General features: G+C 56.1%; 18 protein-coding genes and 1 tRNA gene. 9 read left to right on the top strand and 10 right to left on the bottom strand.

Annotation, left to right across the window (positions count from 1 at the left end):
• Positions 1-76: 76 nt before the first annotated feature.
• The 3 genes from ACNQ6O_RS13680 to ACNQ6O_RS13670 all read left to right on the top strand — a co-directional run bounded on the left by ACNQ6O_RS13680 (position 77) and on the right by ACNQ6O_RS13670 (position 4,502).
• Positions 77-1,777 (top strand): VRR-NUC domain-containing protein, encoded by a 1,701-nt coding sequence (locus ACNQ6O_RS13680; protein WP_418053783.1) that lies wholly within the window; start codon positions 77-79, stop codon positions 1,775-1,777.
• The gene (locus ACNQ6O_RS13675) at positions 1,774-4,038 is read left to right on the top strand and encodes a helicase C-terminal domain-containing protein (protein ID WP_418053782.1); all 2,265 of its coding nucleotides are present in this window, start codon (positions 1,774-1,776) and stop codon (positions 4,036-4,038) included. The genes ACNQ6O_RS13680 and ACNQ6O_RS13675 overlap by 4 nt, the downstream gene beginning before the upstream one ends.
• Positions 4,039-4,109: 71 nt before the next feature.
• Entirely contained in the window at positions 4,110-4,502 is a 393-nt protein-coding gene (locus ACNQ6O_RS13670) for a globin (RefSeq protein ID WP_418053781.1), read from the top strand.
• Between the two features lie 69 nt (positions 4,503-4,571).
• Here the strand turns inward: ACNQ6O_RS13670 and ACNQ6O_RS13665 are convergent, their stop codons facing one another.
• Positions 4,572-4,943, bottom strand: a complete 372-nt coding sequence (locus ACNQ6O_RS13665; protein ID WP_418053780.1) for a VOC family protein — start codon at positions 4,941-4,943, stop codon at positions 4,572-4,574.
• A 256-nt stretch (positions 4,944-5,199) separates the two neighbouring features.
• On the opposite strand from ACNQ6O_RS13665, the gene ACNQ6O_RS13660 reads away from it, so the two are divergent.
• A complete protein-coding gene (locus ACNQ6O_RS13660; protein ID WP_418053779.1) occupies positions 5,200-5,391 on the top strand; it encodes a hypothetical protein in 192 nt (63 codons plus the stop codon).
• A gap of 24 nt (positions 5,392-5,415) precedes the next feature.
• On the opposite strand, the gene ACNQ6O_RS13655 is transcribed toward ACNQ6O_RS13660, so the two are convergent.
• The 9 genes from ACNQ6O_RS13655 to def all read right to left on the bottom strand — a co-directional run bounded on the left by ACNQ6O_RS13655 (position 5,416) and on the right by def (position 15,746).
• Positions 5,416-7,590 (bottom strand): DNA/RNA helicase domain-containing protein, encoded by a 2,175-nt coding sequence (locus ACNQ6O_RS13655; RefSeq protein ID WP_418053778.1) that lies wholly within the window; start codon positions 7,588-7,590, stop codon positions 5,416-5,418.
• An 11-nt stretch (positions 7,591-7,601) separates the two neighbouring features.
• Positions 7,602-7,922 (bottom strand): nucleotide pyrophosphohydrolase, encoded by a 321-nt coding sequence (locus ACNQ6O_RS13650; protein ID WP_418053777.1) that lies wholly within the window; start codon positions 7,920-7,922, stop codon positions 7,602-7,604.
• A 176-nt stretch (positions 7,923-8,098) separates the two neighbouring features.
• Positions 8,099-8,175: transfer RNA gene (locus ACNQ6O_RS13645), tRNA-Pro, on the bottom strand.
• Between the two features lie 88 nt (positions 8,176-8,263).
• A complete protein-coding gene (glyS, locus tag ACNQ6O_RS13640) occupies positions 8,264-10,345 on the bottom strand; it encodes a glycine--tRNA ligase subunit beta (RefSeq protein ID WP_418053776.1) in 2,082 nt (693 codons plus the stop codon).
• Positions 10,345-11,370: a glycine--tRNA ligase subunit alpha gene (gene glyQ, locus ACNQ6O_RS13635; protein WP_418053775.1), complete on the bottom strand. Its 1,026-nt coding sequence runs from the start codon at positions 11,368-11,370 to the stop codon at positions 10,345-10,347. Before glyQ ends, glyS begins: the two co-directional genes overlap by 1 nt.
• A gap of 136 nt (positions 11,371-11,506) precedes the next feature.
• Positions 11,507-12,910, bottom strand: a complete 1,404-nt coding sequence (gene trkA / locus ACNQ6O_RS13630) for a Trk system potassium transporter TrkA (RefSeq protein WP_418053774.1) — start codon at positions 12,908-12,910, stop codon at positions 11,507-11,509.
• Positions 12,907-14,208: a 16S rRNA (cytosine(967)-C(5))-methyltransferase RsmB gene (gene rsmB, locus ACNQ6O_RS13625; RefSeq protein WP_418053773.1), complete on the bottom strand. Its 1,302-nt coding sequence runs from the start codon at positions 14,206-14,208 to the stop codon at positions 12,907-12,909. The genes trkA and rsmB overlap by 4 nt, the downstream gene beginning before the upstream one ends.
• A gap of 2 nt (positions 14,209-14,210) precedes the next feature.
• Entirely contained in the window at positions 14,211-15,146 is a 936-nt protein-coding gene (fmt, locus tag ACNQ6O_RS13620; RefSeq protein ID WP_418053772.1) for a methionyl-tRNA formyltransferase, read from the bottom strand.
• Positions 15,147-15,242: 96 nt separating this feature from the next.
• Positions 15,243-15,746 carry a peptide deformylase gene (def, locus tag ACNQ6O_RS13615; RefSeq protein WP_418053771.1) on the bottom strand — a complete coding sequence of 168 codons (504 nt, stop codon included), beginning with the start codon at positions 15,744-15,746 and terminating at the stop codon, positions 15,243-15,245.
• A gap of 299 nt (positions 15,747-16,045) precedes the next feature.
• On the opposite strand from def, the gene ACNQ6O_RS13610 reads away from it, so the two are divergent.
• The 5 genes from ACNQ6O_RS13610 to aroE all read left to right on the top strand — a co-directional run bounded on the left by ACNQ6O_RS13610 (position 16,046) and on the right by aroE (position 20,678).
• Complete coding sequence (locus tag ACNQ6O_RS13610; protein WP_418053770.1) at positions 16,046-17,059, top strand: LysM peptidoglycan-binding domain-containing protein; 1,014 nt, start codon at positions 16,046-16,048, stop codon at positions 17,057-17,059.
• Positions 17,060-17,164: 105 nt separating this feature from the next.
• Positions 17,165-18,304, top strand: a complete 1,140-nt coding sequence (dprA, locus tag ACNQ6O_RS13605; RefSeq protein WP_418053769.1) for a DNA-processing protein DprA — start codon at positions 17,165-17,167, stop codon at positions 18,302-18,304.
• A 46-nt stretch (positions 18,305-18,350) separates the two neighbouring features.
• On the top strand, positions 18,351-18,923 hold the full coding sequence (locus tag ACNQ6O_RS13600) for an L-threonylcarbamoyladenylate synthase (protein WP_418053768.1): 573 nt from the start codon (positions 18,351-18,353) through the stop codon (positions 18,921-18,923).
• An 8-nt stretch (positions 18,924-18,931) separates the two neighbouring features.
• Positions 18,932-19,861: an oxygen-dependent coproporphyrinogen oxidase gene (hemF, locus tag ACNQ6O_RS13595; protein WP_418053767.1), complete on the top strand. Its 930-nt coding sequence runs from the start codon at positions 18,932-18,934 to the stop codon at positions 19,859-19,861.
• Entirely contained in the window at positions 19,851-20,678 is an 828-nt protein-coding gene (gene aroE, locus ACNQ6O_RS13590) for a shikimate dehydrogenase (RefSeq protein WP_418053766.1), read from the top strand. Before hemF ends, aroE begins: the two co-directional genes overlap by 11 nt.
• Positions 20,679-20,711: the final 33 nt, after the last annotated feature.

The raw sequence follows: 20,711 nt of genomic DNA, 5'->3' as shown, positions 1-20,711 counted from the left end.
TTGATTCCGGAAAATGGGTCTGGGTGACAGGTTACCCCAAACCCGAGTTTGTTTCGTTAGGCAGGATATCCCTTTCATGCGACAAATGCGGTCGTATCCGACCACGGCGGATCTTGAGAACCCGTTGTACTACCTGGAAAACATGAACACCTTGGTGGACTGGGTGGCGGCGCATCACGGCGATCTCCTGACCGAGTTCGAGCGCGCGCGGCTGGCGAATTTCCGAGCGTTGCCGGTGGCGGCGCGGGCGCTGCTGACTCGCATGGTCATGCGCACCGGTGACTTGTTCCGTGTGGATAAGTTGAATTACCCCGAACTGCCTCAACCGGAAACCGAAGCCGTGGCCGAGCTGATTGCTCAGCAATGGTTGGAGCCTGCCCCGTTGCTGGGCCTAGAGGATGTGTTTCGGTTGTTTACCCTCGCCGAACTTCGGCCGCTGTTTGCGGACTGGTTGGCGCAGAACCGTTTGCCCAAAAGCTTACCCAAAGCCCAGCTGCGTGAGGCCCTTGCCGCCGCCTTGCCCGAACCCAAGCCGGTTCACCGCTGGTTTGATCAACCGGTGCCGCAGGTGGTGCAAGTACAGGATATGGCTCTGTTTGATCGCATCCGCCTGATGTTCTTCGGCAACCTGCGCCAAAGCTGGACCGACTTCGTGTTGGTGGAGCTGGGCGTACAGCAATTTGAAACGGTGCCCTTTACCCCCGAATCCCGGGCCTTCCAGCAGCGTGCTGAGGTGGACAGCTACCTGCAGATGCATCAGTGTCGGGAGCGCTTGGATGCCGGTGAGGCGGCAGACGAGGTTTGGCCGGATATTCCAGAGCCTGTGGATAACTCATGGTTAGTCAGCCGCCGAAACCGTCTGCTGTTGGAACTGGGCCGACAGGCCGAGCGACAGGGTAACCCGGAATTGGCGCTACAGGCTTGGGCCGCCAGTGGACACCGGGAAGCCCGGCTCAAGGAGTTACGATTGCTGGAACGCCTGAAACGGTTCGAGGAGGCCTGGGCCATCGCCGGTCAGTGGCAAACCGGCGAACTGAGCGATGCCGAAGCTCAAGGACTGGAGCGAATTCTGAAACGGCTGGCACCGAAAGTGGGCGAGCCGAAACCACAGGCGCCGCCCAAGCCGTTGATCCGGGAAATGACGGTAACCCTCCCCAAACCGGACACCGGATCAGTCGAGCAAGCAGCGTTGGCACACCTCAGCACCGAAAGTGCCCCGGTGTTCTATGTGGAAAACACACTGATCAATGCCCTGTTCGGCTTGCTGTGTTGGCCGGTGATTTTCAAACCCATCGCTGGCGCGTTCTTTCACCCCTTCCACATTGGCCCGGCAGACCTGACTCGAGAAGACTTTGTAGCCCGCCGACAAACGGAGTTTGACCAGTGCTTTGCTCTGCTGGAAACGGAGGCCTATCGGCGAATAATCCGTGAAACCTTCAAAGCGAAACAGGGCCTTGCGAACCCGTTTGTCGCGTGGCCGGTGGTCACCGAAGACTTGCTGGAATTGGCCATGGAGTGTATCCCGCCGGCACATCTCAGAGCGCTGTTTGACCGGCTGCTAACCAATGTGAAGGAACACCGCAGCGGCTTCCCGGATTTGATTCGTTTTATCCCCAACGGAGAAGCCCCGGAACACCGTTATGAAATGATTGAAGTGAAAGGCCCCGGCGACCGACTGCAGGATCACCAACGCCGATGGCTCGCTTTTTTCGACCAACAAGGTATACCCGCCAGCGTGTGTTACGTGCGTTGGCAGGATGCGGGGGGCAGTTCATGAAGGTGGCCGTTCGTACCCTGTGTGAGTTCGCTGCTCGCCACGGCGATCTGGACTTCCGATACACCCCGGCCCCCAGCGCGGAAGAAGGCATTGCGGGCCACCAAGCGATTCAGGATAACCGCGGTTACGGTTACAAAAGCGAGTATTCACTTACCGGTGAGTGCTTGGGTTTAGAGCTATCCGGAAGAGCTGATGGTTATAACCCGCACAACGGCCGGCTGGAAGAAATCAAAACCCACCGGGGCGATGTATCGCGTATTCGCGAGCACCAACGGGCGCTGCATCGAGCCCAATTGCGGGTTTATGGGGCACTGTTATGCAAACAAGAAAAGCGCAAAAAGCTGGAGCTGGCGCTGGTCTATTTCGACATCGGCAAGAGCAAAGAAACCACACAGGTAGAAACCGCCAGTGCCGACGAGCTGTGGCAGGAACTCGAAGCTCTATGCACCCTGTATCAAGCCTGGGCCGAGCAGGAAGAACATCATCGGGAACAGCGCAATGCGTTGTTAGCCGAGCTGAGCTTCCCTTTCCCGGACTTCCGCCCACGCCAGCGGCAGCTGGCGGAAACGGTGTACAAGAATGCTGTAAAAGGTGAAACCTTATTGCTGGAGGCACCCACCGGGCTGGGTAAAACTTTGGGCACCCTGTTCCCGGCGTTAATGGCGATGCCCGCCGCAGGACAGGATCGGTTGTTCTACCTCACCTGCAGAAACACCGCGCGGCAATTGGCGCTGGATGCTGTGGATAAGTTGCGTTCGGCTCAAGACCCACTGCATCCCTGGCCGCTGCGCACCTTGGAATTGGTGTCGAAAGACGACGCTTGTGAACACCCGGACAAAGCCTGTCACGGCGATTCCTGCCCGCTGGCGAAAGGCTTTTTCGATCGTTTACCGGATGCGCGAGCCGAAGCTATTCAAAGCAAAAGCCCGCTAACTCAAGATATTTTGCAGCAAATCGCTGCAGGTCACGACATTTGCCCTTATTTTCTGGCTCAAGAAATGGCCCGTTGGAGCGATCTGGTGATCGGCGATGTGAACCGGATGTTCGACCAATCCGCCCTGCTCCACGGTTTGATCCGCCAAAACAACTGGAAAGCCAGTGTACTGGTGGACGAAGCCCATAACCTAGTGGACCGTGGCCGCGGCATGTACTCGGTACGCCTGGACCAGCAGCGCTTGCTGAAGGTTAAGAAAACTGCGCCCAAACCGCTGAAGTCAGCTTTGGACCGAACCGCTCGGGCCTGGCAGAGCCTGATTCGCGATCATGGCGATCAAAGCCAACCGGTGTTTCTGGCCACCCTGCCCTCACAGATATTGGGGGCCTTGCAGGCGATGGTCTCCACCATCACAGATTACCTCGCCGACAACCCGCCAGACCTCCCCTTGCAAGACGTGATGTTTGAAAGCGTGGCTTTTATGAAGCTGGCGGACAGCTTCGGTGATCACTCGCTGTGTGAATTCCAGCGCAGTGGCCGGGGACGGGCCAGTTTAACTTTGCAGAACCTGATTCCGGCAGATTTTCTCCGCGATCGCTTTGCCGCCGCCGACTCGGTGTTGCTGTTCTCCGCCACCCTAAGCCCCGGCGTTTATTACCGGGACTTACTGGGTATGACGGAAGACGCACGGTTTACCTCCCTGCCCAGCCCGTTCAGTGCCGATCAACTGCAAGTGAACTTTACCCCCGGCATCAGCACTCGGCAGGTTCACCGAGAGGCTTCGCTGCAACCCATTGCGGAGGTGATTGCCAGCCAGTACCGGCAACGCCCGGGCCACTACTTGGCGTTCTTCAGCAGCTTCAAATACGCCAAAGAAGCCAGCGACGCATTGTTGGCATACGCCTCAGACATTCCCCAGCGCAGCCAGCAACCGGGCATGAGCCCGGAACAGCGGCGCGAATTTCTGGCGGGGTTCCAGAACCCGAATGGCAGCGTGGCATTCGCGGTATTAGGCGGGGTGTTCAGTGAAGGCATTGATCTGCCCGGGGACCAGTTGATCGGTGCCTTCGTCGCCACCTTGGGCCTGCCGCCCTTCGACGCCTGGCACGAAATCCTGAAAACCCGACTGCAGCAGCGGTTTGGCAACGGCTACGACTACACCTACCTGATTCCGGGATTACAGAAAGTCGCTCAAGCGGCGGGCCGAGTCATCCGAACACCACAAGACCAAGGGGTGATCTGGTTGATTGATGACCGATTCATGAAACCTTCGGTGAATCGGTTGCTACCGGGTTGGTGGTTTCCTGCGACTAATTACTATTGCTAATTTAGATTGCATGCTTACAATTCGCCAGCTTCTCCCGCTTTCTTCACTTATCCTCAGGGCAGACACTGCAGATGAATAACACGGATCTTGTATTCCAGAGCTATGGCCGTTGTTGCCGAACAGAAGAGTTTTTTGTCGACTTCTACGATTTCTTCATGGCGAGCTCAGAGGCTATTCGCAAACGTTTTGCCAACACCGATATGTCGGCCCAGCGTCATCTTTTGCGGCATGGCGTTATGCAGATTATTCTCGTGGCACGAGGCATGTCTGACCGAAAACTCAGAGATTTGGGAAAAAGTCACAATCGCGACAACTATGACATTCAGCCGGAATGGTACGACTTGTGGGAAGAAGCGCTGTTGAAAACCGTGCGACTGCATGACCCGGAATATTCGCCAGCCTTGCGACAAGCCTGGAAAGACGTGTTAAAGCCGGGGATTGATCTGATTCGCGGGGCTTATTGAGGCTGAGGCGCCGAGTTTTTCTGAAGGTAGAAAAGGCCCTGTAGTTTTGAGCTGCAGGGCCTTTTTCGATCAACCGAACTGGAAGAACGCCAGCTTGTTGCCGTCTGGATCGCGCACGTAAGCACCGTAGAACTGGTTCGGGATACGCTGCCCCGGCTCACCGTCGCAGGTGGCACCCAGTTCAATGGCTTTCTTGTAGTAGCTGTCTACGGCTTCTTTCGAACCCGGCTGAAGGGCCAGCATGTTGCCGTTGCCCGGGTTGTTCGGTTCACCGTTGAACGGTGTGCACACCGCCAACATGGGCGAGCTCATGTCTTTGCCAATGAACGCAATGCGCCCCATATCCAACAGTACTTTTGCGCCCATGTCTGCCAGCAGGTCGCTGTAGAACTGCTTGGCCTTTTCCATATCGCTGACACCCAGAGTGACATATCCGATCATGATGAATCTCCGCTTAGGGGTTAATGTTGGGTAAAGCACTGTACTGAACAATACTCCGGTTACGAACAGGTTGCACCGAAATACCGAAAGCCGCCGCTGGAAGCGAGCGTGCAACTCCTCTTCCAGCCTGCATGCGAAAACCTTTGCGGTGGACGGAAATAGGCTGCTTTTAGGCTCGTTCAACTTTGACCCGTGATCGGTTTATATCAACACCGAGCTAGGCTTTGTAATTGAAAGTCCGGAACTGACTCAGTTGATGGAAAACCACTTTGAAGAGCAAGCGCGGATAACCGCCTACGAGGTGGTGCTGGACGATGAAGGCGATTTGCAGTGGGGTGAGCGAAATGGGGAGAAAGAGATCCGGCACAGCCATGATCCGGGCGTTGGGGTACTCAAGCAGATGAGAGTTTCGGTGTTTTCGTTTTTGTCGATCGAGCATTTGTTGTAGAGAGGCGCTTCACACACGCCTTCGCTATTCGATGACACAAACAAACTCACCGACTACTTGATACTGAAGGGCGCTGTCCTCATTCAGCTCAAGGCTCTCGAAGCTTTGATCATAGGAGTTGGGCTTGAGCTGAATGTGCGTATGGCGCCAACCGTGTTCGTCCTCGGTTTTAAAGCTTTCATACACTTTTACGGTGTAACGTGAACCGAAGTCGGCATCGACGCTGTCCGTGTATTCTACCAGTACGGTCTTGCCGTTTCGGCTGCCGCCACTATCAGGGCGGAACAGGCACAAAGTGCCATTGGGGATAACCCGATTCATCGATTCTCCGATCACCCGGCAGGCAAACATCCCTACCCGTACTTGAACTCCGTTGGGCACGATCACCCAGTCGTTGCTTTGTGCTTTCTGTAGGTCGCTGAACGTGCCGGCGGCTGCTTGTAGGTCAAACAAGGGCACAGCGTTGACGTAGGGCTCTAGGTCCACGACTTCCGAGGCTTCAAGTGCCGCCTGGCTGGGAGCACGGAGAGGAATGTGTTGTTTGAGGTATTCCCGAAGCGCCTTATCACAAGCATAAACGAAGGTTCCCCGAATTCCCCGAAGCATGATGGTTCGGTAGATATTGATGATGTATTGCTTCAGCTCTTCCGGATCTTTAATGCCCTGACCGCCAGTCCGGTCGAAATAGTTGGCCTTATCGATGACGATGGATTGGCTTTCCGTATCGAAACGGATCTCTTCCCCGAATATGATGCCGGCGTAGTTTAGGTCATAGCCCTGTGTGGTGTGGATGCAACCGACCTCGCTGTGCGAGCCCTCTTTGTTAATCCAATCGGTATTGGTGCTGTTCCAGCGAAGCTGCACGCCACCGACAACAATGTCATACGCTGTATTGTCTTTTTTCGAGATCCACGGCCATGAATAGCCGGCAATTAGCCGGGACAACCCGACCTGCGTTTCTTTCTCGTTGATGGCCTGTACCATATCGCCGAGCGATTCGAACACTTCGAATTCATAGTTTTTGGCTCGGAAGACTTCCTCTTCTTTAACACGACCGTTGAGCAGGTTATCAACAAACTCGACGTAGGGTTGCCCAGCTTTTACGCGGAACTGAGACAGGAGCGAATGTGTCACTGAATCCTTGGCGGCTTTAAGACGCAGGAAAACTTCCGTATCGGCATCCGAAGGTTTGATCGATTGCCCTTGGTCATAGAAGAAAATGGCTTTTTCAGATTGCTGGCACACCCAATCAACTTCGCTACAGCTGTGTTTGTCCATGCCCAATGCGGCACAGGTTTTGTCAAAGCCACCGAAGTAGGCGCCAAGGTTTTTGCGCTTTCGAAGGCGATGGGATTCATCCACCAACACGATGTCGTAGTGCTGTTTTGCCAGTTCAGACGGACTGATAACCATGTTGGGACTGAGGCCTGAGACGTGTCTGAAGGCCTTCTTCAGTGTGGTTCGAAAGGACGTCATCGGCACCACCAGTGCCATCTTTGGCTTGGGTTTGGCCTCCCGTAATTTCGAAAGTAGCGACTGAATTTCTGTTTCGTCTTCGGAGAAATCTCGAAGATCAACGTGATGATTTTCTGAGAGTAGCAGCTTGAACAGAAAGATCGCCAAGACGGATTTTCCGGTTCCTGCGCCGCCTTCAACCACGATGTTTTTTACACCGGGGTTGAGCAATTCATGCATGATGGTGAGCAGCCCCTGACGCTGATCGAAGGACAGTGATTTATAGGGGGAATATTTGAACACATCGGAGTTGTCGAGGTGATCCAGAGTACGAGATACCACCCCTTTGGCGATCAAGCGGTTCCAAACTTCTCGGAACACTTCGTTGTAGAGAGCGTCACGCTGGTAATAGTTGTGATCGGCGAGCCCGAGATTGCCGTTCAGCAAAGTATATTTGCCATCCGCCGCCATGTACTTAATCAGCAGCGATTCAACGTCCAGAGTCGCCGATTTGTTGAAGTATTCGCTGGTGATCAGATGAACAGCCGTTAGCAGTTGTTTCTCGTTGTGCTTGAGGTGGGTGCTCATACGGGTGAGCGTGTCTGTGGTTTCGCCGATGTAAGCACGTCGGTGTTTTTCATCACTGAGGACATACACCAAGGGCCAGCTATCTGCGGCAAAAGCGTTGTTACGTAACTCGCTTATAGCATCCTGGCTGAAAGGGTAACGTTGTACTTCTACCATCGACGCTTGCCTCATAGCTCCGTGTATTTTTTAGCGGTTCCTTTAGCCTTACTAACGGGGTATTTCTGCTCGTTCTTGGCAATCTTGTCGAGGACGATTTGTTCTAGATTCAGATCGTAGCTGTCTGCCAGTAGCAAGGCGTAGGCAACAACGTCTGCTAACTCCTCTTTCACTTTCTCTACATTAGCCTGTTCGGGGGACTTCCAGAGAAACAGTTCCAGCAACTCTGAAGCTTCGATGCTCAGAGCCAGCGATAAGTCTTTGGGGTTATGGAATTGTTTCCAATCTCTGTCGTCCCGGAATTGTCGTAGCCGGGCCAGTGCTTCCTTCATGTACGCCCCCTTCTATTTGATTGAAATATGGTTGGCAGCAAATCGCTGCTTTAAATATCGAGCATCAACAATTTGTTTCCAGAACATTAGCAGACTTACGAAGGATACAGAAATGCCATCCCGGAAAGGGGCATAGAGTGATAACAAAGAGGGAAAAAGAAAGAAAAGCGGGAAAATGGTCGGCGTGGCAGGATTCGAACCTGCGACCCCTTCGTCCCGAACGAAGTGCGCTACCAAGCTGCGCCACACGCCGATCAACGGCCGGTATTATACGGATTACCGGCCATTTTGCTAGCCCCTTCCTTGGGGAAATACCTACTTAAAACTGCGTGTTAGCGCTCTTAACCGGCTGTAGGTAGCAGGGAAATATCCGCAACGCGCAGGAACAGGTTGCGAAGGCGATTGAGCAGCGCCAACCGGTTGTTTTTAACCGCTTCGTCGTCGGCCATGACCATGACTTCGTCGAAAAAGTTATCCACAGGCTCGCGCAGGCTGGCCAAGGAAGTCAGAGCCGTGGCGTAGTCGCCCTGCTCAAACAACGGCAGCACTTTTTCTGCTTGCTCTTCGACCTTCTGGGCCAGAACCTTTTCGGGTTCATCCTGCAACAAAGCGTTGTCGACGGTTTCGCCGATGCTGTCGCCACCCTGCTTGGTCAGGATGTTCGATACCCGCTTGTTGGCGCCGGCCAGGGCCAAAGCTTCTGGCAATTGGCGGAAGGCTTCAACGGCTTTTACGCGGCGATTGAAATCCAGTGGGCTGGTCGGGCGACGTGCGTGCACGGCCAGATAGACTTCGGCACTGATGCCCTGCTCGTCGTAGAAGGCTCGGAAGCGTTCCAGCATGTAGTTGACCACGGTGCTGGCGGTGTTCTCTTCGGTCAGGACCGTAAAGTTCTCTTCGGCCCATTCACACAGGGTCTGCAAGTCCAGTGGCAGTTCGCGCTCGATGATGATGCGCAGAACACCGAGGGATGCACGGCGCAGGGCAAACGGGTCGCGGGTACCGGAAGGTGGCTGATTGATGCCAAACAGGCCGACCAGTGAATCGATGCGGTCAGCGATGGCAACGGCGCAACCGGTCAGCGTAGTCGGCAGATCGTCGCCGGCAAAGCGCGGCATGTACTGCTCGTTTAGTGCCTTGGCAACGTCGGCGTGTTCACCGTCGTCGGCGGCATAGTAGCTGCCCATGATGCCTTGAAGATCGGTGAACTCCAGCACCATTTCGGTAACCAGATCAGTCTTGGCCAGCATAGCAGCGCGCTCGGCCAAAGCAGGATCACTGTCGATGGCTTCGGCGATTTTCTTGGCCAGTGCAGCGACGCGCACAGACTTGTCGTAAATGCTGCCCAGTTTTTCCTGGAATACGATCGGCTTGAGCGCATCGATACGGTCTTCGAGCTTGGTTTTGCAGTCGGTTTCGAAGAAGAAGGCGGCGTCCGACAAGCGTGGGCGGATGACTTTCTCGTTACCAGCAACAACCTGAGCCGGATCTTTACTTTCCAAGTTGGCGACGGTGATGAACAACGGCAGCATCTGGTCGTTGTCGTCGACCACGTGGAAGTATTTCTGGTGTTCCTTCATGGAGGAGATCAGCGCTTCGGCAGGCACTTTCAGGAAGCGCTCGTCGAAGCGGCCGATCAATGGCACTGGCCATTCGTTCAGGGCAGTGACTTCGTCCAGAAGGTCTTCGTCAATAACGGCGACACCACCGGCTTCGTTCTTGGCCAGTGCGTTCACGCCTGCCCGAATCTGCTCGCGACGCTCGGCGAAATCGGCCAGTACGTAACCTTCTTGCTTGAGTACGGTTTCGTAGTCGGCCGGGGTCGGGATGATCAGTTCTTTCGGGCAGTGGAACCGGTGGCCACGGGTTTTGTTGCCGGGCTTCAGGTTCATGATCGGGGTTTCAATCACGTTGTTGCCGTACAGCATGATCAGCCAATGGACTGGACGCACGAATTCTGTGCGGTGGGCACCCCAGCGCATGCGCTTGGGAATCGGCAAAGCAGACAGTGACTGGTTGATCAGTTCAGGCAGCAGCTCAACGGTGGGCTTGCCCTTTTCGACGGTGCGAAACACCAGCCAAGCGCCTTTGTCGGTTTCCAGCGTGTCCAGTTGATCGGGGGTAATGCCCAACGAGGTGGCGAAACCGGTCAGTGCGCGGGTCGGGTTACCCGCATCATCGAAGGCGGCTTTAACCGCGGGGCCGCGTTTTTCCACAGACTTGTCCGGCTGAGCATCGGCGAGATCCCGAATGCGCACGGCCAAGCGGCGTGGGGCTGCGAAAGCTTCTACTTCGCCGAACGCAACACCGGCGTCTTCCAAACCTTTGATAATGCCTTGGGTGAAGGCGTCAGACAGGCCTTTGAGGGCTTTCGGAGGCAGCTCCTCAGTACCCAGTTCGACTAGAAAATCCTGTGTAGCCATTATGCTTTCCCCTGTTCCTGCTGAGCCTTTTTCGCTTTTCCGGACTTCTTGCCTTTGGCTTTGGCGTCAGCCGCATCGGCAGCTGCCAGCACCTCTTTGCGGAGCTGTTCGGGCGCCAACGGGAAGCCTTGCTTGCGACGGCTTTCAAAGTAAGCCTGAGCAACGGAGCGAGCCAGGGTGCGTACACGCAGGATGAAACGCTGGCGCTCGGTCACAGAGATGGCGTGACGAGCATCCAACAGGTTGAAGGTGTGGGAGGCCTTGAGTACCTGCTCGTAGGCCGGCAGCGGCAGGCCGGCTTCGATCAGGCGGGCACTTTCCCGCTCGTAAACGTCGAAGCTGTGGAACAGGAACTCGGTGTCGGCGTGTTCGAAGTTGTAGGTGGACTGTTCCACTTCGTTCTGGTGGAACACGTCGCCGTAGGTGACGACGCCGTCCGGGCCGTTGGTCCAAACCAGATCATAAACGCTGTCGACGCCTTGCAGGTACATCGCAATACGCTCAAGGCCGTAGGTCAGCTCACCGGTGACCGGGTAGCATTCCAGACCGCCAACCTGCTGGAAGTAGGTGAACTGGGTGACTTCCATACCGTTCAGCCAGATTTCCCAGCCCAGGCCCCAAGCGCCCAAGGTCGGAGATTCCCAGTTATCTTCCACAAAGCGAATGTCGTGTACCAGCGGATCCAGACCCAAAGCACGCAACGAGTCGAGGTACAGCTCCTGGATGTTATCAGGAGACGGCTTAAGAACGACCTGAAACTGGTAATAGTGCTGCAAGCGGTTCGGGTTTTCACCGTAGCGGCCGTCGGTTGGGCGGCGGCTGGGCTGCACGTAGGCAGCGTTCCAGGTTTCGGGCCCGATGGAGCGCAGGAATGTGGCCGGGTGGAATGTGCCGGCGCCGACTTCCATATCGAGAGGCTGTAGTACCACGCAGCCATGCTGCGCCCAGAAATTCTGCAATGCCAGAATCAGACCCTGAAAGGTCTTGATGTCTGGCGCGGAGTTATTGGTTGCCTTGTCTGTCACGACGATTGCCTGCTGGTCAGTCTGTGTGTGGCGCTCCGGTTTTACGGAGCACTCCGAAATTTGAAAACGCGCATTATACGCTGGCTGGCGCCGCTTTTCTAAGTGCCAATCTGCGTATTGATTTGCCGGGGAACCATCAGAAGAAGGTGAGCCCCACATGGAATAGCTTCTCGACGTCCCGGATCCGGGATTTGTCGACCAAAAAGAGAATAACGTGGTCGTTTGGCTGCACGCGCAAATGATCGTGTGCAATCAGCACTTCGCCATGGCGCACAATGGCGCCGATAGTGGTGCCCGGCGGCAGATGGATTTCATCCAGCCGTCTGCCAACCACTTTGGAGGAGCGGTGGTCACCGTGGGCGATGGCCTCAATGGCTTCGGCTGCTCCTCGGCGCAGAGCGTGTACGTTAACCACGTCGCCCCGGCGCACGTGTGTCAGCAAACTGCCAATGGTGGTCTGCTGTGGCGAGATGGCAACGTCGATAACACCGCCCTGAATCAGATCCACATAGTCCGGGTTGTTGATCAGCGTAAGCACCTTACGGGCACCCAAGCGCTTGGCCAACAGCGACGCGATAATGTTGGTTTCATCGTCGTTGGTGACCGCGCAAAAGACATCGGTATTCTCGATGTTTTCTTCAAGCAAGATGTCTTTGTTGGCACCGCTGCCTTCGAGGACCACGGTCTTACGCAGTTTTTCCGACAACATCACGCAGCGGTCGTGGTCCCGCTCCAGAATTTTCACCTGATAGCGGCTATCAAGCGCCCGTGCCAGCCGGTAACCAATGTTGCCGCCGCCACAAATGAAGATGCGCTTATACGGCTTCGACAGTGGCTGTAGCTCACTCATGACCGAGCGGATGTGGTCTGTGGCGGCGATAAAGAACACTTCATCACCATCTTCGATCACGGTATCGCCTTTCGGGATGATGGCACGGTCTTTCCGGAAAATGGCGGCAACCCGTGTGTCGATCTTCGGCATATGGGTGCGCAGATAGGACAGTTCGCGGCCAACCAGAGGGCCACCTTCGATGGCTTTGATGGCGACCAATCGGGTAAGACCTTTGGAAAACTCCAGCACCTGAAGCGTACCGGGATACTCGATGAGCCGGGTGATGTGTTTGGTGACCAGCTGTTCCGGGCTGATCAAGACATCAATGGGAAAGCCTCGAAGTTTATCCAGGTCTTTCTCTGTATCTTTGTTATAGAACAGAGCGGGATTGGCCAGATACGAGCCGGCGCGCACCCGACAGATGGTCGTGGGCGTTTTGTGCAGCAGCTTGGCAACCTGACAGGCCACCATGTTGGTTTCATCGCTGTTGGTGACGGCGATGACCATGTCGGCATCCTCGGCATTGGCCTCGTTGAGTACCGCAGGATAAGATGCCTTGCCGTGTACCGTGCGAATGTCGAGGCGATCTTGTAACTCCCGGAGGCGAACGCTGTCGCTGTCGATTACGGTGATGTCGTTGGCTTCATTGGCGAGGTGTTCGGCCAGCGTACCACCGACCTGGCCAGCACCGAGAATCAGGATATTCATGCGTCAGGTTTCTCCAGCACGGCGTAGAAAAAGCCGTCATGGCTGTTGGGATCCGGCAGCAAATTACGACCGGCATCCATATCCAGGCCCCAGCTCGCTTCGATCGGAATCAGCTGTGCGTGTTCTTGCTGTTTCAGGAAGCGCTGAATTATACGGTGGTTCTCTTGTGGAAACACCGAGCAGGTGGCGTAGACCAAACGGCCTCCGGGTTTCAGGATAGACCACATGGCGTTGAGCAGGCCAAGTTGGATGCCGGCAAGCGGCACAATGTCTGATTCACGGCGCAGCAGTTTGATGTCCGGGTGCCGGCGGATGACGCCGGTGGCGCTGCAGGGAACATCAAGCAGAATACGGTCGAAGGCCTGACCATCCCACCATTGCTCTGTGTCAGCCGCGTCCGCCTGTAACAGGCTGGCGGACAGATCGAGCCGGTCCAGATTTTCCTGAACTCGAGGCAGGCGATCTTGCGACTCGTCGATGGCAATGACTTCGGAAAGTTCGGCGCAGCTTTCAAGGATGGCGCAGGTTTTTCCGCCGGGCGCTGCGCAGGCATCCAACACTCGCTGGCCGGGCTGCAGATCCATCAAGGTGGTACACAGCTGCGCAGCTTCGTCTTGAACACTGACGGCGCCGTCGTCAAACCACGGCAGGTAGTCAACCGGAACCGGGCGCTCCAACTGAATGCCAAACGGGGCGAAGCGGGTTGCTTTCGCGCCAATGCCGGCGTCAGTCAGTAGCTTCAAATATTCATCGCGGCTAAAGCGCAAGGCGTTGACGCGCAGAGTCATTGGAGCCTGGGTGTTGTTGGCATCGAGAATGGCTTGCCAGTGGTCCGGCCAGTTGTGGCGCAGCTTTTCCACCATCCAGACCGGGTGGCTGTAGCGGCTGCTGTCGTCGCTAGGCTGCGGCGCGCCTTCCCGCTCGGCCGCTCTTAATACGCCGTTGACCAGCCCGGTCAGGTGCGGCCGATCGAGTGCGCGGCACGCTTCCACGGTTTCATTGAGCACGGCGTATGTAGCCTGTTCACTGAAACGAAGCTGAAACAGTGCCACCAGCATCAGATGATGAATAACCCGGTCGGGTTTGCGAATGGGTTTCTTCAGGCGCTGGTTGAGCTCGCCGTCCAGTCGGTGAAACCAGCGACAGGTGCCGTAGCAAATAGCCTGCAACTGGGGCCGTTGCTCCGGTGGTAGCTGGCTCAGTGCGTACGGTAGGCATTGTGAGAGCGACTGACCGTTCTCGACGGCGAGCAGCACGTCGGCTGCAACCGCGCGAAACGGCAGGGAGTCATAGAACATGATCAGTTCAGCTCCTGTTCGGGCATTAACACGGGTTTGCCGCCGTTAATCAAGTCGTTCACGCTCAGCGCGCGGGTGCCGGGTAGCTGCACCTGGGTGACTCTCAAGCTGCCGGTGCCACAGGCAATGTCGATGCCTTCCCGTTCACGGCGAACGACGGTGCCGGGGGCTTTGTCGCTGTCCTGCTCGAACGCCTGGGCCTGATGCAGGCGGATGCGTTGCTCACCCAAATCGGTAAAGGTGCCGGGCCACGGATTGAACGCGCGAATCAGTCGTTCGATGTCGGCGGCGCTTTTCGTCCAGTCGATGTGGCCTTCCTCTTTGGAAAGCTTGTGGGCGTAGCAGGCTTCGTCGTCGTTCTGGGGCTCGCCGGTCAGTGCGCCTTGGCGCAGTTTTCCCAGAGCGTCGACAATCGCTTCGCCACCCATATCGGCCAACCGGTCATGCAGACTACCGCCGGTGTCGTCCGGGTTAATTGGGGTGGCGGTTTTCAGCAGCATGTCGCCGGTGTCCAGGCCGACATCCATCTGCATGATGGTGATGCCGGTTTCCGCGTCACCGGCGGCAATGGCCCGCTGAATGGGTGCGGCACCGCGCCAGCGAGGTAACAAGGACGCGTGGATGTTCAGGCAACCGTGGATGGGAATATCCAGAACCGCTTTCGGAAGAATCAGGCCGTAAGCCGCAACGATCATCACGTCCGGTTTCAGCGCGGCCAGTTCCTGTTGTGCCTCTTCGGGCTTCAGGCTCTGGGGCTGGAATACCGGAATATCGGCATCCAGTGCCACTTGTTTAACCGGGCTCGGCATCAGCTTGCGACCCCGGCCGGCTGGCCGGTCAGGCTGACTGTAAACGCCTACGACAGTGTGCCCAGTCTCAAGAATGGCTTTCAGGGCGATGGCAGCGAAATCCGGGGTTCCGGCAAAAACAATGCGCACGGTGGTGTTATCTCTGTGTCGTTGAATACGAAAAAACCGGGTCGTAACCCGGTCCTGAATTCGGTCTGAAGTTGAGCGGCGCTACTCGGCTCGGATTCAGGCGCTCTGCTTGTGGAGCTTTTCCAGCTTCTTGCGAATGCGGTTACGCTTGAGAGAGCTGAGGTAATCCACAAACAATTTACCGTTCAGGTGGTCCATCTCGTGCTGGATGCAGACCGCCAGAAGGCCGGTGGCTTCGAGTACAAACTCTTCACCGTTCTGGTCTTTGGCCGTAATCCGGCAGTGTTCGATGCGTTTTACGTCTTCGTAAAAACCGGGCACCGAGAGGCAGCCTTCCTGCATGGCTTCCAAATCGCCATCCAGTACTTCCACTTTCGGGTTGATGAACACCCGCGGCTCGCTCTTGTCTTCGGACAAATCCATCACGATGATCTGCTTGTGCACGTTCACCTGTGTCGCCGCCAGGCCAATGCCGGGCGCATCGTACATGGTCTCGAACATGTCGTCGATCAGCGTACGGATTTCGTCGGTTACCTCGTCTACCGGCTTGGCAATGGTGCGAAGGCGCGGATCCGGGTACTCAAGAATATCTAAAATCATAGTGCTCTGGCTTCTCTGAAATGCGACAGCGTACTGCGCAAATTTTCTTCACAAATCTATTATGAAGCATGTGTGATGGGGGTATTATCCGATAAATTACCGATTGAGTACAAACTGATCAGTTAATAGTAGGATTCTATCGAGTATTTCGCAGAATTTACTGGAAGAACAAAAGATAACATCACAAATCCCCATACATCTTCTATAGTAACGGGAATAACAGTGTAACAAGCCGCGGGTGAACTGTGGTGCCGTTACCGAACGCTAAGATTCAAGGCACGCGATCAAGGATACAGACAATGAGGAAATTGTTGTACGCTCTGGCGGCTACTACGCTGCTGTTTACCTCCTGGGCCCACGCACAACCCGAGTTCAAGGCTGACCATCCTGAGCGTTACACGGTCGTCAAAGGGGATACCCTTTGGGACATTTCAGGGCGTTTTTTGAATAACCCCTGGTACTGGCCGGAAATCTGGCACGTTAACCCGCAGGTTGCCAACCCTCACCTGATCTATCCGGGTGATCGTTTGGCGTTGGTTTACATTGATGGCAAACCGCGCATTACCAAGGTTGCCTCCGGCGATGTGAAACTGTCTCCGCAGATTCGTTCTGAAGCCATTGATACTCCGATTCCCGCGATTCCGCTGGATGCCATTGCCAGCTTCCTGACCGACACGCGCATTGTCAGCCCTGAAGAGATCAACGGTGCGCCTTATGTGCTGGAAGGTGAAGATGGCCGCATCATCACCGGCGCCGGCGACAAAATCTACGCCCGTGGGGAAAAGCCCGCAGATCGCGTTGGCGTGTTCCGCCGCAGTCAGGAGTTTGTTGACCCGGATACCGGTGAGTTCCTGGGTCTGGAAGCGCGCAGCATTGCTCGTGGTAACGTCGCGGCTGAGAACGGTGACGTATTGACGGTCAACCTGACGAGTTCCAGTGAAGAAGTTCGCATTGGCGACCGCTTGCTGGTGAGTGAAGATCGCCGTCTGACCACCAACTTCATGCCCAGCTCACCTGATGAGCAGATCGAAGGCAAGATGATCTCTGTCGATGGTGGCGTGAACCAGATTGGTCAGTACAATGTGGTGGCCATTAACCGCGGTGCCCGTGAAGGCATGAAGGCCGGTAACGTGCTGGCGGTGATGAAGGCTGGCAACCGTGTTCGCGACCCAATCACCGGTGAGACCATTGAGCTGCCTTCCGAGCGTGCCGGTCTGTTGATGGTATTCCAGGTGTATGAAAAGTTGAGCTACGGGTTGGTATTGAAAGCAACTCGTGCGCTGTCGGTGGGTGACAAGGTCGTTAACCCCTGATACTTCCCTGCCCCTATATTCAGTGAAAGCTGGTTGTGGGGATAGCAGTACCACTGAATGGCTGGGCCGGAGCGCCCGGCCATTGTTGTTTTCAAGGATGAAAAAATGTCGGAACAGGAGTTTCTGCAGTCTGAGGCTGGCCGCTGGCTGGTGCTTTCTCTTCTCCCCCGGTTTGGTGTGCGAGTTCGTGAGCGCGTGCAAGCCAACACCTCCAGTTTGATTGATGCGCTTGATCTGAATGCCGCTACCCTCAAAGCGTTGGGTATGGGTACAGAAGCCATTGAACTGGTGCATGCCTGGCAAACGGTGGATATCAGTCACCCGAAAATCCACTACGCGCTCCGGATTCATCAATCGTGTCTGCAATATGGCATTGTGTTAATTGGCCAGAGTCATCCCGATTTTCCGGAGGCGCTACGGCAGATACATAATGCGCCCCTGGTGCTTTACCTTTTGGGCGACAGCCGGTTGTTGTTGCAAGACCAGATCGGCTTAGTGGGTAGTCGCAATGCCACCCGGCAAGGCTTGGATCATGCCCGTCAATTTGCAGCAGAGCTGAGCAAGCGCGGCCTGTTGATCACCAGTGGGCTGGCACTGGGCATTGATGGCGCAGCCCATGCAGGCGCGCTGGATGCAGGGCACCCGACCATTGCGGTGGTGGGGTGTGGATTGGACCGGCTCTACCCGGCGCAGCATCGCAAGCTGGCGCACCGCATTTTGAATAACGGGCTGATTGTGTCGGAATACCCGCCGGGTACGCAGGCACGGGCCGCCTATTTTCCGCAACGGAACCGGATCATCAGTGGTTTGAGTCGAGGCGTGCTGGTGGTGGAGGCGAGTTTGAAAAGCGGCTCGTTAATTACCGCGAGAACTGCCCTTGAGCAAGGCCGTGAGGTGTTTGCCATTCCCGGCTCGATCCACAGCTCGGTCGCCAAAGGCTGTCATCAGTTGATCAAGCAGGGAGCCCGGTTGGTCGAAACGGCGGATGATGTGCTGGAAGAATTAGGTACCTGGTGGTCGATGCAAGACAAACCGGCGCCAGTGGCTGCCAGCACGATTGAGAAGCCCGATCTCGACAGTCGGGAAATCGCGGTATTCGAGGCTTTGGGGTATGATCCACAGTCTACCGATGCACTGAGTCTTGCCACCGGATTACCGGCCGACCAACTGATGCAGTCGCTTTTGCTTCTGGAGTTGGAAGGTTTGGCGTGTTCTGCCCCGGGTGGGTATTTGCGGCGAGGCTGATCCGTGCATTTCCATTGTTTGATTAAGCAGGTTGTACGATTTCTCTATGTCGCCGACGTCGTCCTTGAATGCCTGGCAACTGCACTGTGCTCGTCGCACCGTGTTGGCCGGCGGAGTAATTGCTTACCCCACCGAAGCGGTATGGGGTTTGGGGTGTGATCCTTGGAATCATCAGGCTGTTGAGCGCATCCTGGAGCTGAAACAGCGGCCGATGGAAAAGGGCATGATTCTGGTGGCGTCTTCCATCGATCAGGTACGATTCCTTCTGGACCCACTGCCACGTGTGCTGCAATGGGAAGCAGAGCAGCACTGGCCTGGGCCAATAACGTGTTTGATCCCGGACGTACTTGAGCAAATCCCGGAATGGGTGAGGGGCCAACACAGCACCATCGCGGTTCGAGTATCTGATCACCCCTTGGTACAAGACCTGTGCGAAGCAACCGGGATGCCGCTGGTTTCAACTTCGTGCAATCCGGCAGGCCGCGCGCCTGCACGCAATATTTGGCAAGTGCGACGTTATTTCGGCAAGGAACTCGACCGCGTGATACCGGGAGCACTCGGGGGCAACCGTAATCCCAGCCGTATTATCGATATCCTCACCGGAAAACAGTTTCGTTAGGAGCAAGCATGTCACAGCAGCCAGACTCTCAGGCCGTTAAAGCGTATTTACTGAGCCTTCAGGACCGCATTTGCCAACGTCTGGAAGCACTGGACGGCCAAGCGTCCTTTATCCGAGACAGTTGGGACCGGCCGGAAGGCGGCGGCGGTATCAGCCGGGTGATTTCTGAGGGCAAGGTGTTTGAAAAAGGCGGCGTGAACTTCTCCCACGTGATGGGCGCCACCATGCCGCCGTCGGCGACGGCGCACCGACCTCATCTGGCGGGTGCACCCTGGCAGGCTATGGGGGTGTCTTTGGTGATGCACCCCGAGAACCCGTATGTGCCAACCTCCCACGCCAACGTTCGCTTTTTCATTGCCACACCTGAAAAGGGTGAACCGGTGTACTGGTTTGGCGGTGGATACGACCTGACCCCTTATTACGGTTTCGACGAAGACTGCGTACATTGGCACCGCACCGCGCGCAACGCGTGTGAGCCTTTCGGCGACGATGTTTACTCGAGGTTCAAGCACTGGTGCGACGAGTACTTTTACCTGAAGCACCGGCAGGAGCCTCGCGGTGTCGGTGGTCTGTTCTTTGACGATCACAATACCGGCGATTTCGATCGGGACTTTGCCTTCATGCAATCCGTGGGCGACAGTTATATTGAGGCCTACGAGCCGATTGTAAAGCGCCGGATGGATCATGCTTGGGGCGAACGGGAACGCGATTTCCAGCTCTATCGCCGTGGACGTTATGTGGAATTCAATCTGGTGTATGACCGTGGCACGCTGTTTGGCTTGCAGTCGGGTGGCCGGACGGAATCCATCCTGATGTCGCTGCCACCGATGGTGCGCTGGGATTACAGCCGCCAGCCGGAGCCCGGCAGCGAAGAGGCCCGGTTGACCGATTACTTCCTCACGGACCGGAACTGGTTGGAGGGTGTTGATGAAAAATGAACTCTACGCGGTGGTCGGAAACCCGATCAACCACAGCAAGTCGCCCCGGATTCACAGCTTGTTTGCCCAGCAAACCGGTGAGCCGGTGGAGTACACCGCGATTCAGGCTCCCTTGGACGATTTTGCAGGAACCGTAAAACAGTTCTTTGAAGCTGGCGGCAAAGGCCTGAACGTCACCGTGCCGTTTAAAGAGCATGCCTGGGCGCTTGCCGAGCACAGAACGCCCAGAGCGGAGAAGGCCGGCGCGGCTAATACGCTGTATCTGGATCAAGAAAACGATCTTGTGGCCGATAACACAGATGGTGTCGGCATTGTTCGCGATTTGCGTGAGAACCAGAAGGTACAGCTCCAAGGCGCGCGTATTCTCGTGTTGGGGGCTGGCGGTGCCGTGCGGGGAGTGCTTGGCCCGATACTGGCGGAACAGCCTGCGGCACTGACCATTGCCAATCGCACCGTTGCCAAAGCCGAGGCTTTGGTACGGTTGTTTGCCGAAGAGGCGGCCTCGGCTGAGTTGTCAGCCTGCGGTTTTGAACAGCCGGCACAGCCGTTTGATGTGGTTATCAATGGTACCAGCGCCAGTTTGCAGGGTGATTTGCCGCCGATCTCGGGGAGTGTAATCGGGCCGGATACCGTGGTGTACGACATGATGTACTCTCTGCAAACCACCACGTTCAACCAGTGGGCGCAGGATAACGGCGCCCAACGGGTTTACGACGGTTTGGGCATGTTAGTCGAGCAAGCGGCAGAGGCGTTTCATGTGTGGCGGTGTGTCCGCCCTGAAACTGCACCGGTTGTGGAAGAACTTAGAAACGACTGAGCCGGGGTTGATAACGTCGGCCATAAAGGATGG

Origin of the sequence: Marinobacter sp. SBS5 (genome assembly GCF_048285575.1) — a bacterium.
Classification (GTDB): Bacteria; Pseudomonadota; Gammaproteobacteria; order Pseudomonadales; family Oleiphilaceae; genus Marinobacter.
The sequence above is the reverse complement of the archived record's forward strand: the minus strand, read 5'-3'. Positions and strand labels throughout refer to the sequence as shown.

What these genes read in the sequence shown, in the direction of transcription:
- ACNQ6O_RS13665 (WP_418053780.1), bottom strand. Translation starts at nt 4,943, where the DNA reads ATGATCGGATATGTCACTCTGGGTGTCAGCGATATGGAAAAGGCCAAG.
- ACNQ6O_RS13675 (WP_418053782.1), top strand. Translation starts at nt 1,774, where the DNA reads ATGAAGGTGGCCGTTCGTACCCTGTGTGAGTTCGCTGCTCGCCACGGC.
- aroE (WP_418053766.1), top strand. Translation starts at nt 19,851, where the DNA reads ATGAAAAATGAACTCTACGCGGTGGTCGGAAACCCGATCAACCACAGC.
- ACNQ6O_RS13610 (WP_418053770.1), top strand. Translation starts at nt 16,046, where the DNA reads ATGAGGAAATTGTTGTACGCTCTGGCGGCTACTACGCTGCTGTTTACC.
- ACNQ6O_RS13660 (WP_418053779.1), top strand. Translation starts at nt 5,200, where the DNA reads ATGGAAAACCACTTTGAAGAGCAAGCGCGGATAACCGCCTACGAGGTG.
- trkA (WP_418053774.1), bottom strand. Translation starts at nt 12,910, where the DNA reads ATGAATATCCTGATTCTCGGTGCTGGCCAGGTCGGTGGTACGCTGGCC.
- rsmB (WP_418053773.1), bottom strand. Translation starts at nt 14,208, where the DNA reads ATGTTCTATGACTCCCTGCCGTTTCGCGCGGTTGCAGCCGACGTGCTG.
- ACNQ6O_RS13670 (WP_418053781.1), top strand. Translation starts at nt 4,110, where the DNA reads ATGAATAACACGGATCTTGTATTCCAGAGCTATGGCCGTTGTTGCCGA.
- ACNQ6O_RS13680 (WP_418053783.1), top strand. Translation starts at nt 77, where the DNA reads ATGCGACAAATGCGGTCGTATCCGACCACGGCGGATCTTGAGAACCCG.
- hemF (WP_418053767.1), top strand. Translation starts at nt 18,932, where the DNA reads ATGTCACAGCAGCCAGACTCTCAGGCCGTTAAAGCGTATTTACTGAGC.
- dprA (WP_418053769.1), top strand. Translation starts at nt 17,165, where the DNA reads ATGTCGGAACAGGAGTTTCTGCAGTCTGAGGCTGGCCGCTGGCTGGTG.
- ACNQ6O_RS13600 (WP_418053768.1), top strand. Translation starts at nt 18,351, where the DNA reads ATGTCGCCGACGTCGTCCTTGAATGCCTGGCAACTGCACTGTGCTCGT.
- glyS (WP_418053776.1), bottom strand. Translation starts at nt 10,345, where the DNA reads ATGGCTACACAGGATTTTCTAGTCGAACTGGGTACTGAGGAGCTGCCT.
- def (WP_418053771.1), bottom strand. Translation starts at nt 15,746, where the DNA reads ATGATTTTAGATATTCTTGAGTACCCGGATCCGCGCCTTCGCACCATT.
- ACNQ6O_RS13650 (WP_418053777.1), bottom strand. Translation starts at nt 7,922, where the DNA reads ATGAAGGAAGCACTGGCCCGGCTACGACAATTCCGGGACGACAGAGAT.
- ACNQ6O_RS13655 (WP_418053778.1), bottom strand. Translation starts at nt 7,590, where the DNA reads ATGGTAGAAGTACAACGTTACCCTTTCAGCCAGGATGCTATAAGCGAG.